This window comes from Flavonifractor porci, assembly GCF_037572415.1.
GTDB classification, from domain to species: domain Bacteria; phylum Bacillota; class Clostridia; order Oscillospirales; family Oscillospiraceae; genus Flavonifractor; species Flavonifractor porci.
This window is the reverse complement of record NZ_JBBHLB010000008.1, coordinates 1-13,730: the sequence shown is the minus strand read 5'-3', so window position 1 is coordinate 13,730 and position 13,730 is coordinate 1. Positions and strand designations below refer to the sequence as shown.

At 58.5% G+C, this 13,730-nt stretch carries 3 protein-coding genes; all 3 read left to right on the top strand.

Annotated features, from left to right (window positions below; translation table 11 throughout):
* Positions 1–5: 5 nt before the first annotated feature.
* Entirely contained in the window at positions 6–5,819 is a 5,814-nt protein-coding gene (locus WHJ28_RS08390) for a beta-N-acetylglucosaminidase domain-containing protein (protein WP_340041543.1), read from the top strand.
* 268 nt (positions 5,820–6,087) lie between these two features.
* A complete protein-coding gene (locus WHJ28_RS08385; RefSeq protein WP_340041541.1) occupies positions 6,088–8,277 on the top strand; it encodes an S-layer homology domain-containing protein in 2,190 nt (729 codons plus the stop codon).
* A 456-nt stretch (positions 8,278–8,733) separates the two neighbouring features.
* A partial coding sequence (locus WHJ28_RS08380) for a discoidin domain-containing protein (RefSeq protein WP_340041539.1) occupies positions 8,734–13,730 on the top strand: 4,997 nt, incomplete at its 3' end.

Sequence of the window (13,730 nt, the reverse complement as noted above, 5' to 3'; positions counted from 1 at the left end):
ATTGAATGAAAAAACAAATGGGCAGAGTTCTCAGCCTGCTGCTGGCGCTGGCGCTGACGTTGGGCCTTACAGGCCCTCTGCCAACGGCTGCAGCGGAAACGGAACTCACATTGCCTCCCCCAGCGGTTGATCTCTCAGAGGGATACTCAGAAGATCCCAACGCCTATGAGATCTATCCCGTGCCCCACTCTGTGGAGTACGGAACCGGCTCTTTTACCATGACCAAAGAGGTCAACGTGGTAAAGAGCACCAATGTAGACCAGTACACCGTGGACTTTTTGGAAGAGATCCTGACTCGCTTTGGCCGCACCATGGTCGTGAGCGATGCCATTGATCCCGCCAAAACCAACATTCTGCTGGGCGTCAAGGGAGAAAATGCCCTGGTGGACGGCCAGGCAGGCGAGCCGAAGGCTTACCCTGACCTGTTTGATCCGGCCAATAAGCCCGGTACCGTCCACAAGTACGACTCCTATCTGCTGCGTGCCGACGCCGGTACCAATCCCAATGGCATCATCACCATCCAGGGCCAGAACGTGGATGCCGTCTATTATGGCGTGGCTACCCTGCAGATGATGTTTACCTCCTTCTACGGCAATAAATTCCTGCCGGTAGTGATCGAGGACTACTCCAACACCATCTTCCGCGGCTTCATCGAGGGCTTCTATGGCGGCCATACCTATGCGGGCCGTGAGAGCCAGATCCGCTCCATCCGGGATGTAAAGGGCAATATCTATGTCTTTGCATCCAAGACGGACCCCTACCATTCGGACCACTGGTATGAACTGTATCCAGAGGAGGAACTCGCTCAAATCGAGCACTTGGTGGAAGTGGGCAAGGAAATGCACGTGGAGTACACCTGGTCCGTCCACATCGGTAAGGGCAACTTCTTTGCCGGCTGCAGCACCGACCCCAACGCCGGCGCTGCCTATCAGAAGTATCTGGACAATGTAGCCAAACTGAAAGCCAAGTTCCAGCAGCTGTACAACGTGGGCGTCCGCAGCTTCCACATCCTCAACGACGACTACAACAGCGGTTCTCCTGCCGATGTGGCCAAACTCCTTAACGAGATGAACCAGTGGCGCAAGGAGAAGGGCTGCCGTCCCATCGTTTACTGCCCCAACGGCTACAATGTGGGCTGGGCCAGCGGAAAAACTGAACTGAGTGATTTGAACAAAGCTGGCCTGGACAAGGATATTTACATCTACTGGACCGGCTCCGACGTCAACTCCCCCATCACCCAGGACAATATCAGCTGGCCCTATGAAAAGTCTGAGCACTATCCCGTGACCTGGCTGAACTATCCCTGCTCCGAGCACGACAAGGCCGGCATCTATCTGGGCGTCAGCAGCCACTATCTGGCCGATGCCGACAACATCACCGGACAGGCCGGTATCATCTGCAACCCCGTGGACTACCCGGAGGCCAACAAGGTGGCCTACTTCCAGATGTTCTCCTGGGGCTGGAACCGGGACAACTACACCAGCTACATGGATACCCTCTGGGAGGACTGCTTCAAGTACCTTCAGCCTGAGGTCTATGACGCCTATCTGACCATTGCCCGCAATGTGTCCAACTGCCCCGACTCCGGCCGCATCAAGCAGGGCTTCCCCGAGTCTGAATATCTGAAGGATACGCTGGATTCTGTCCAGGCCAAAGTCCTGGCAGGCACGGCCAAAGCAGATGACCCTGAAATCGTGGCCCTTCTGGCCGAGTTTGACCACATTCTTTCGTCCGTACAGATCTTCAAGGCCGATTGTGCCAACAAGAACCTGGTGGCAGAACTGACTCCCTGGCTCAACTCCCTGGTAGGCGTCGTCAATGCCTCCAAGAGCGGGATTGAGGCCGCCATTGCCATCAGCAACGGCAACCTGGACGGCGCATGGACCGCCTACTCCGCCGCGGGCATCGGTCTGGATGAGTGGGACAACTACAAGACTCCCAACTATGATACCGTGACCGCCAAAGCCGGCAGCCGGTATCTCAAGCCCTTCGCGACCAAGATCATGGACTATGTGACCGACGAAATCGTGCCGCTGCTCAACCCCGGCGGGCTGAACAAAGAGCCTACCTTCTACGCCGTCCTGGGCGGCAAGGAGATGCAGGCCAGCGCTGAGTCTGACAAGATGTTTGACGGCAAGCCCGAGACGTTTGCCGCCTTCGGCGTCAACCAGAAGGCTGGCGACTACTTCGGCATTGACCTGGGCACGGTGAAGGAGCTTAACTCCGTCCATGTGCTTCAGGGCCGTACCGCCAGCCACCACGACTACTTCCACAAAGCCGTGCTGGAGTGCTCGGTGGACGGCCAGCACTGGACTGCCCTGACCGAGAAGGTCAACTCCCGCGATATTCAGGTGTCCGATCTCTCCCTGGCCGCCCGTTATGTACGCCTGCGCCTGCTGGAGACCGGCTACGGCGATAAGCCGGACTACTGGACCGACGTGCGCGAGTTCACCGTAGAGACCGCCGCCGATCCGGAAACAGACAAGGGTCTCTTCTACACCAACACCGAACTTACCGGCACCGTAATCGAGGACGGCGGCTACTACACCATGTCCGCCATGCCCGGCGTCACCCTGGCCAACCGTGAATATGTGGGTATCCGTCTGCCTGAGATCATGGGCGTCAGCGAGATCACTTTGGACGGCGCTCTGCCTGAAGGTATTACCCTCCAGTATTCCGCCAACGGCGTGATCTGGACCGACGGCGCCCCCGAGAGCAGCGCTACCATGCGCTATGTGCGCCTGGTGAACAACGGCGATACGCCCGTTACCAGTGACCTGCCCTCCATCTCCGCCAAGGCTGCCTTTATCAAGACCGACCTTACCTACGAATCCACCAATATGGGCCTCCATCAGGGCTCCTGGAGCAATATCGTGGACGGCAACCGCAGCACCCTGGCGTGGACCAACGCCAAGCAGACCGAAGGTCAGTATATCATCTTCGACATGGGCGCCAAGCAGCCTGTGTATGATGTGACGCTGTTCTTCCCTGAGCAGGGCGACCACCCCCGCTTTACCAGCATCAGCGTCAGCGATGCCAGCGATCCCAACGGCGAATGGACTATTATCGGCAACTTTGCCGATAATTCCGACATGGATCCTCCCTATCGCTACTATGCCTGCAACGGCAACGGCGTGTCCGGCCGCTACATCAAGATCGAGATTACCCAGACGGGCGCAGGCTGGATCAAGATGAACGAGCTGGAGGTCAACAAGAACCTGGATCAGGAAGGCCCCGCCGGCGGCTTCTCCGGAACCCCCGAGGGCGAGTTCGACCTCATCATGGACGGCAAACTGTCCACCTTCTTCACCCTGGATGCAGTGGGCGAGGAAGGCGGCTACCTGCAGTACCTTATCTCCGAACCCAAGACCTACGAAAAGCTCTCCATCCTCCAGGACCCCTCCGCCATCTGCGGCGCTGAGGTCCAGGTTCAGAACCTGGAGGAGCAGTGGATCACCGTGGGCGTTCTGGATAAGGGCGTCAACACCTTCCCCACCGCAGGCTACGGCTCCCTGCTGGGCGTCCGCCTGAACTGGGAGCCCGGTACCGCTCCCGCCATTGCCGAGATGATCCTGGCAGAGGGCGGCTCCGCTGCCGAAGTGCCTGTGGGCACCGCTCCCCTGCGTTTCCCCGCCATCTACGAGGCGGACACTACCCCCATCGCCATCTCTGTGCCCAACGGTACCCCCATCGATAAGGTGGGCCTGCCCTTCCAGGCGGACGTTGTGCTCAGCGGCGGCAAGACCGTCACGATCCCCGTGACCTGGACCTGTGACAACTATAAGGCTGATACCGCCGGCCGCTATACCTTTACCGGAGCATATGACCTCTCTGGCGGCCTGTCCAACCCCGGCGGCTTTGTTTTGAACGCTGTCGTCACCGTAAATGCCCCCGTTAACAAGTCCGCTGATGCTGTAACGATGGCCGACAACGAGGAGAACCTTGCCCTCAATGGTGAGGTGTGGGTCTCCGGTTATGAGCAGCAGCCCACCGCCCCCCAGGACAACAAGGCTGTTGTGACCAACGGCATCAACGATAGCGCCGACATCAAGGAGCGCTGGAGCAGCAACTTTATGAAAGGCAACGGCATGGTGGGCGATCAGCAGACCCCCGCCTGGGTGGTGGTAGACCTGGGCGAAAAGGTAAGTGAGATCACCAGCATCAAGGCCTACTATCACGCCAGAGTATGGCCCACCGACTACGAGATCCAGTTCTCCGCCACCAACGGTGATGACTGGACCACCGTGTACTCCGTCAGCCAGCGCACCAACGGCACCGACAACCAGATCGACACCATCGATCTGACCGGCGAACTGGAGAATCCGATCCCGGCCGACGCCCGCTATATCCGCGTATATTATACGGGCCTGAACACTGCTGCCGCCGGCGACTCCATTGGCCTCAGAGAGCTGGAGGTCACCGGCACCCGCAACCTGGACCCCACCGATCCTGGCGAGCCTGAGGACGTGGTGGTGGAGGCCGTGATGCCTTCCGTGGCCTACGGCCGGCTGAATACCGCATTTGACCAGCTGGAGCTGCCTGCTTGCGCCGTAGTTGCCCTGTCCGACGGCACCTCCCTCCGCTTCCCCGTGGAGTGGAGCTCTGAGGGCTATGATGCTGCCTCCACGGAGCCCCAGGAACTGACCGGCACACTGGACCTGTCCGGTACCGCCATCCTCAACGCGGAGGACCTTACCGCTTCTGTAACCGTCAACCTGTCCGACGAACCCACTGTGGTCAATGTGCTGGTGAATCCCACCAGCCTTGGCGTGGACTACGGTACTTCCTTTGAGATGCTCAACCTGCCTGAACAGGTGGTTCTGGAGCTGTCCACCGGCTTCGGTGTGGCTTGCGACGTGACCTGGGACAGCACCACCTACAATCCCAACGCAGAAGACACCCAGTATATCCGCGGCTCCGTACGCTACAATGGCAAGACCTACGAGGCTGTCATGCCTGTGGATGTAAAGGACGTCCCTGTGGATCCTGACGAGCCCACCGTATCTACCTCCTACGCCATCACCGTGGAGAAGGCGGATAACGGTACCGTGACCTCCAGCCGTACCCGCGCCTCCAAGGGTCTCACCATTACCCTGACTGTGAAGCCTGACGAGGGCTACAAGCTGGATACCATCACCGTTACCGACAAGAACGGCAATGAGGTGAAGCTCACCGACAAGGGAGACGGCAAGTACACCTTCACCATGCCTGCCTCTGCCGTTACTGTGGAGGCTTCCTTCACCAAGGACGACGGTTCTGTGAGCACCGGCCTGCCCTTCACTGACGTGAAGGCTGACGACTGGTTCTATGAGGCTGTGAAGTACGTCTATGACAACAAGCTGATGGACGGCACTTCCTCCACCACCTTCGCTCCCCTCATGACCACCAACCGTGCCATGATCGTCACCATCCTGTGGCGGCTGGAGGGCCAGCCTAAGGCTGACGCCACCCTGTCCTTCACCGATGTGGAGAGCGGCGTGTGGTACACCGACGCTGTGAACTGGGCCGCCTCCAAGGGTATCGTCAAGGGCTACAGCGACACCGTGTTTGCCCCCAACGACACCGTGACCCGTGAGCAGTTGGCCACCATCCTGTACCGCTACGCTGAGAGCAAGGGCTACGATGTGTCCGCCAAGGGCGATCTGACCACCTTCGCCGACGGCGCCAACACCTCCTCCTGGGCCGCTGAGGCCATGGAGTGGGCGGTAGGCTCCGGCCTGCTGTCCGGCAAGGACGGCGGCAAGCTGGATCCCACCGGCACTGCCACCCGCGCTGAGGTTGCTACCATCCTCATGCGCTTTGTGGAGAGCGAGAAATAAGCATCTGTCAACAGGCATTTTTCCCTCAAAAAGCAGGGCGGAAGTTTAAACTTCCGCCCTGCTTTTATCATAGGCCACCCAGACGGATCAGAGCGACAAGGTGGATGATAGAGGAGCAGAGGGAAATCATACGGATTTTCCGGCTTCAGATTTGAAGCGCCAATATCAGAAAGCACTTGTATTGTTGCGGGAGTTTTGCTACTATGGCACATAGAGTATGTATCCCAGCTGCAAGGGGATACAAATGTGGAAAGGTGGAATGTATAAAATGAAGGAACGCAAAAAACTCCTCTCCCTGTCGCTGGCTGCCGCCATGACGCTGGGTGTGTCCGCCCCCGCCATGGCCGCCGAAGCAAATACCCGCGTCTTTACCGATGTGGCCTCTGATGCCTGGTATGCACCCGCTGTCACCTATGTGTCTGAAAAGGGGATCATGAAGGGCACCGGTGACAATGCCTTCGGTCCCTCTCTTACTGTGACCCGGGGCATGGTCTATCAGACCCTGTACAATATGGCGGGCCGTCCTGCCGTGGCTGAGGCAGCTTCCTTCAGCGATGTTTCCGACCAGTGGTACGCTGACGCTGCTGCCTGGGCTGAGGATGAGGGCCTGACTACCGGCGTGGGCCAGGGCGCTTTTGGCGGCGAGCGGGCCATGACCCGGCAGGAGTTGGGCAAGGTGTTTGCCGACTACGCCGACGCCCAGGGCGCTCAGGCTGACAATGCCGACCTGAGCACTTATGCTGACGCCGCCTCTGTGGCCGAATGGGCCAAGGGCGGCATGGAGCGGGCTGTGGCGCTGGGTATCCTCTCCGGCAGCCAGAATAAGCTCAATCCCACCGGGACTGCCCAGCGCTCCGAGCTGGCCCAGATCCTGATGAACTTTGGCAAGCTCACCTTTGAGACCCCTGCCGAGGACTACATCAAGGCCCATGCCGAGGACTTCTTCCTCACGGGCAAGGCGGAGTATACCATTCAGGGCATGATGGTCTCCAGGGATACCACCTTCCACAACGATCTGGAGAATGTGGACTACACCGCCACTGACGACGGGGAGAGCGTGGTCCTCAAGGGCACCGTGGGCGAGCAGTGGGTCACCAAGCTGAGCAAGGTGCTGGAGACCTACACCAAGGCCAACGGCACCGCCCTCAAGGCGGAGGACTTCACCGGCTCCAAGGATACCTTTATCGACCTGAAGACCAAGGCTCAGCCCGACACCAACTTTGCCTGCTTTGTTCCCAAGGACGTGCGCCTCACCGTCAACACCGCCTGGGGCGATGTGCTCCATGTGAACGATCCCGTCTCCGAGCACGGCTACGGCGATTACCTGGTCTGCCCCAACAAGGACGGCAAGCCCGACTTCTCTGACGTGTGGGTGGTCAACGGCGCTATCTTTGCCAACACCTATGATGTAAGCCGGGCGCCCGTGGTGGGCAGCGTGGCCGCCATCGAGAAATACGGCAACCTGGACCTGGACATCAAGCCCGAGACCCTCTATACCGCGGGCCTGGAGCTGGGCGACGTGCTGGATGTGACTGTGAACGGCCAGAGCATGGAGATCCCCTTCTGCACCGCCTACAGCGATGTGAACACCGGCGAGTGTGTGGTGCGTGACAACAAGGAGAGCGACATCCTTGTGGTTGCCATCAACATGGGCAACTTTGCCGGTACCTACGGGGTGGAGGAAGGCGACATTGTCACCTTCACGCTGGCTGAGAAGGCCGGTTACCTGGGCCAGTATCAGGCTCATCAGCTTGAGCGCACCAATGAGCGGAGCGACTACGCCTCCGACGAGGTGTTTGCCAACTTCCGTGCCATCACCGTGGGCGATATTGCCAAGGGCGTACTCTACCGCACCAGCAGCCCTGTGAATCCCGAGATCGGCCGGGCCGCCTATGCCGACGACCTGATTGAAAAGGCCGGCGTCAAGACTGTGGTCAACCTGGCTGACGATGATAAGGCCATCCAGGGCTATTTTGCCGCCGAGGGTTTTGATTCCCCCTACTATAAGGGCCTCTATGAGGCGGGCAATGTGATTGCCCTCAATATGGGCGTGGACTATAAGGCCGACGACTTCCGGGCAAAGCTCAAGACCGGCCTGGAGTTCATGATCGCTCACAAGGGCCCCTATGCCTTCCACTGCACCGAGGGTAAGGACCGGGCTGGCTTTACCGCCATCCTGCTGGAGGCCCTGATGGGCGCTTCCCAGAAAGAGATCGTGGCCGACTATATGGTGTCCTATGAGAACTACTACCATGTGGAGAAGAACTCTGAGCAGTATAAGCTGATCTCTGAGGTGGCCGTGGGTATGCTCCGTGACCTGGCCGGCCTGGAGAAGGATGCCGACCTGTCCAAGGTGGACCTGCAGAAAGCCGCGGAGGACTACCTGACCGGCATCGGGCTCACTGCCGATCAGATCACTGCACTCAAGACCAACCTGTCTACCCCCATCGGCGGCTGATTGGCGGAAAGGGCAAACAGAAATCCGGAGAATGTCGGAACATAAACTGTGCGCTCCGGCTGAGATTCCATTAAGAGAGCATGAGGCCAAGGCATTTGCCTTGGCCTCATGCTCTCTTATGTTTGGACAACTGTTTTGTACGAGGAGCAGGATACGGATAAGGTACGAGTGCTGCTGCCCCATAAAAGAGTTCCGTGTGACTTCGTAGAGGCAGAGGGTGGAAGTATGATAAAAAATCATACTTGCGGCCAAAATTTCTGGTGCTAAACTAAATATAAATGGTCATTTTGTAAGAATAGAGGCTGGAAATTATTGGACGAAATGTGCAAAGAGCATAAAAATGCGGCTTTCCGCCGGGAAAGGGGGCGCTAAAAGGTGCTATAGAGACAATAGCCCCACATTTTTTAACTTTAAAGGATCCTGATTGAAGCATAGCAGAAGAAAGGGATGATATTTATGAGGATCATGCAGAAAGCGCTCAGTCTTTTGCTCAGCGCATCCATGGTGATCAGTCTGGCAGGGCCCCTTCCAGCATGGGCCGCAGGACCTCAACTGCCGGACAATCTGGAGGACCTGGTAACGGAAAGCTGTGCGGTCACAGTTTCTTCAGAAGAAAATTCAGATAACCCCACCGCGGATTATGCAGTGGACGGTATTACCGATCAAACCAAGCAGTGGGCCTCCGGCCCTATGAAAAATGGGCCAACAACCGCTGATGCGCCTCAGATGCCCCAATGGCTGACGGTGGACCTGGGCGCGGATGTGACCGAGCCCGTGGCCATTGAGGCCATCAAGCTCTGGTACAATATGAAGGTCTGGCCCATGGTCTATGAGATCCAGACCTCCTCGGACAACGGCGTCAGCGATGACTGGGCCACGCTGGTCCGGGTGGAGCGCGTTCCCTTTGACGGCGCGGTCAAAAACGGCGAGGGGCAGGACATTGCGGACGAAACCAACAATGGGACGCCTGCGACCGCCGCCAATACCGATACCATTACCAAAACCACCTCGCCTGCCCTGGGGCAGGACGCAGCGGTGGAGCGCTATGTGCGCTTCTATGTGGAAAAGACCAACGCCGCCGCGCCGGGCAACAATGTGTGCCTGCGGGAGATCTCCATCTACAAAGCGTCCGACGAGCCTCAGCCGGAGCCGGGCGAGGATGCCTGGAATCTGGCGCTGGGCCAGCCCACGGAAGCCTCCACTTCCGTCGAGGGCACCTCTCCGGCCAATGTGGTGGACGGCAGCATGGACAGCAAGTGGAATTCAGGTGATCTGAAGAACTTCACTATTGGTGACAATTCCATGGACGATGTGAAGCAGACCCATCAGTGGATCCAGATCGACCTTGGAGCCACGGGCTCTACTCTGGAGCAGATCCGCATTTCCTACAAAGCTAAAGTGTGGGCCATGGACTATGTGATCCAGACCACCGACACTCCGGAGGACGAAGGTTCCTGGAAAACGGTGGCAACCGTAGACCGCCCCTCAGCCAACGCCTTTGTGACCAATGGCCCGGACCAGAATATTGCCGATACCGCGGCCAACCGGGACACCATTACCACAAAGACCAATCCGGCCCTGGGCGCGGAGCCGGTGGGTCGCTATCTGCGGATGTACATCACCAAGACCAATGCCCAGGCTCCCGGCGGACATAATGTGAATATCGCGGAGATCGAGGTGCTGGGCACCAATCCCACCCGCCATCCGCCGCTGGATGTGCAGGAAATCCTGTCCGGCGTTACGGTGTCCAACCCTGACAAAGCAGATAAAGCCATCACCCTTCCGGAGACCAAGGAGGGCACTACCCTGATGGTCCGGGGCAGCGAGCTGGAGAATGTGGTAAGCAACGACGGTGTGATCAGTCAGTGGAACATCGGTCCCCGGGATGTCACTCTGCTGCTTCGCCTCAGCCAGGACGGCAATGAGGAAAACTACGCGGAAAAGAACGTGACGGTAACCGTCCCTGACCACAGCGACAGCTATCCCGCCGCCTGGTTCCCCGTGGTAGACCAGCCCAATGATAAGCCGGAGGTCATTCCCACCGTACAGGAGTGGTACGGCTACGAGGGGAATTTTACCCTGACCGCCGACTCCAAAATCGTGCTCAATGACGCCGCCGGCGTGGGTCTGGAAAAGGCTGCTGCCAACATGAAGGCGGATGTGGAAGAGATCTGCGGCATTACCCTTGAGGTGGTGACCGGGACCGCGCCCACCGGCCCCCACGACATTTATCTGGAGTCTCTGACCGATCCCAACGCCTATGATCTGGGTAAGGAAGGCTACCTGATGGTGACCAATGATGAGGGCCTGCATATCTATGCCCCCACCTACACCGGATGCCTGTACGGCACCATCACCGCCGAGCAGATCCTGTGGCAGGACGAGACCCACAGCGCCATCCCCAAGGGCATCATGCGGGATTATCCCGCCTACGAGGTCCGGGGACTGATGCTGGATGTGGCCCGTACGCCCTACCGCTATCAGCAGCTGCAGGACTACGCCAAGATCATGCTGTGGTACAAGATGAGCGAGTATCATCTGCACATCAGCGATAACGACAACTGCAACAGCAACATCGCTACACTTGAAACCCATTCCGGCTTCCACCGCCTGGAGAGCGAAACCTTCCCCAGCCTTATCTCTGAGACCAAGCACGCCGGTATTCCGCAGGAACTGGTCAATGCGGACTACTACAACAAAAACAAGGATTATCAGGGTAACCCCACCTACACCAAGGAACAGTGGCGGGAACTGGAGGCCATGTGTCAGGACATGGGCATGTACGTCATGACCGAACTGGATATGCCCGGTCACTCTCTGCTCTACAACAAATATGCGGAAGAAAACCCGGATGATATTGCGTGGCTGAGAGACGGCGGCACTATGCTGGCGTCCACTGCCACCGGCAACTCCGGTTATCAGGAGCTGCTGGATCTGATCGGCGAAAACAAGACCCGGGCCTTCCAGTTTGCCTCCACCCTGTGGGACGAGTATACCCGGGGTGAAGAGCCCGCCGTTTACGGACCTGTGGTCCATATCGGCGCCGACGAGTACTGGGTACACAATGAAGATACCTCTACCGCCTTCGTGAAGTTTGCAGACACAATGCGCCAGGTGATCCAGACGAACCTGGGTGATGATACCAAAGTCCGTATGTGGGGCGCCGGGACCGGCATCTTCTCCACCGCCGGCGAAGTGCTGGACAAGACGCCTGCTGAACTGGCCGAGGACTATCAGCTGGATATCTGGTTCCCTGGTTATGACAATGCGGCCAAGCGAACCGCGGAGGGCTATCAGGTCATCAACGCCCGGGACGCCTTCCTGTACGGCAATCCGGGCCGCCGTGGCCGGGATGTGCCCAACGCGGAGTACCTGTTCTATGACTGGAATCCCACCATGTTTGGCGGCGGCAACCCCCTGCTGGGTGAGCCCAACCTGATGGGCGCCAAGGCCGTGATTTGGGGCGACCAGAGCCAGGAGGGCATGACCGAGCGGGATGTGCACCAGCGTGTTCTGCGGGCCATTGCCATTGTCAGCGAAAAGACCTGGAACGGTACAGACGAGGACGATACCTTTACTGAGTACGAACTGCGGGCAAGCCGTCTGGCTGAGGGTCCTGGTACCCAGATCGCCATGGAGATTGACAGCAAGAGCTCCCTGGTGCTGGATTATGATTTTGCCAATGTATCCGATGACGGTAAGACCGTCTATGACGCCAGCGGTAACGGCTATGATGCCGCCCTGGCCGGCGGTTCCGTGACGGATGGCTGGCTGGCCTTTGATGGCAATACTCTGCTGACAACGCCCCTCAAGACTATGTCCTATCCCTACACAGTGTCCTTTGATCTGAAGCTCACCGGGGACGACGGCGCTGCAAACACCGAAGAATCCTCCCTCTTCTCCGGCTATGACGGCCGGATCCAGGTCGCGGGTCACAACGGCAATATGAGCGCCGATGTCAACTACTTTACCCGCGACTTCAACTACAAGGTTCCCACTGACGGCACCTCGGTCAAGGTGACCATTGTCGGCACCTTCCAGGCCACCCGGCTCTATGTGAATGGTCAGCTGGTCACATTCCTGTCTCAGAAAGCGGATCAGGATGGCCTGGCTCCTGGCGCGATTTCCACCATGTATTCCTCCGTGCTGCTGCCGCTGGAGAAGATCGGGCAGGACTTCCACGGCCAGATAGCCAACCTGAAGGTCTATAACAAGGCCCTTTCCGCAGCTGAGGTGGCCGGCAGCGCCGATGACGGTCTGGTAAATGTGGCGCAGAATACCGCTGCCGGCAGCAAGTCCTATGCTTCCGGGGATAGCTATGACGACGGCGAACAGCGTACCAGCATTGCCATGAAGGCTATTGACGGCGAGGCCTTTACCACCAGCGATGACAACTCCTCTGAGTTCTATTCCTACTGGCAGGGTGACCACGCCGACAGCGCTCTGACGGTGGATCTGGGCCAGGCGCGCACCATCTCCCAGGTGGAGATCCAGTGGCGCTCCAACGGCGTGGGCAAGAACTTCCAGATCCTTACCTCCATGGATGGAGAGAATTGGGATGTGGCGGCGCAAATTACCGATAATCAGGAAACCAGAGAGACGATCACACTGGAGGCCCCTGTTTCCGCCCGCTATGTCAAACTGCAGGGTGTTGCCAGCAATAACGGTACAGTCTACAAAGTACAGGAATTCCTGATTTATGAAGCTGTGGATAAGACCGCTCTGAACGATCTGCTGGCCAAGGCGGAGGAAATCGTGTCCCAGAAGGGCCTGGGCTTTACCAGCACTGGTCTGGAAGGCGACCTGTTCCAGGCTGTGGTCTACGCCCGCGCTCTGAGCACCAGTCCTCTGGCCACCAAGGAAGAGGTGACCGCCGCGGCAGCCGCTCTGGAGGATGCCATGCAGGCCATCGAGGACTCTGGCAGCACGCCCTCCACCTCCTACGCCATCACCGTGGAGAAGGCGGATAACGGTACCGTGACCTCCAGCCGTACCCGCGCCTCCAAGGGCCTCACCATTACCCTGACCGTGAAGCCTGACGAGGGCTATAAGCTGGACAAGCTCACCGTTACCGACAAGAGCGGCAGCGAGGTCAAGCTCACCGACAAGGGCGACGGCAAGTACACCTTTGCCATGCCTGCCTCTGCCGTCACCGTAAAGGCCTCCTTCACCAAGGACGACGGTTCTGTGAGCACCGGCCTGCCCTTCACCGATGTGAAGTCCAACGACTGGTTCTATGAGGCCGTAAAGTATGTCTATGACAAGGAACTGATGAACGGCACCTCCACCAGCACCTTTGCCCCCTTCATGACCACCAACCGGGCCATGGTGGTCACCATGCTGTGGCGGCTGGAGGGTCAGCCCAAGGCTGAGGCCACCCTGGCTTTCACCGACGTGGAACAGGGCGTGTGGTACACCGACGCTGTGAACTGGGCCGCCTCCAAGGGCATCGT

What these genes read in the sequence shown, in the direction of transcription:
- WHJ28_RS08390 (WP_340041543.1), top strand. Translation starts at nt 6, where the DNA reads ATGAAAAAACAAATGGGCAGAGTTCTCAGCCTGCTGCTGGCGCTGGCG.
- WHJ28_RS08385 (WP_340041541.1), top strand. Translation starts at nt 6,088, where the DNA reads ATGAAGGAACGCAAAAAACTCCTCTCCCTGTCGCTGGCTGCCGCCATG.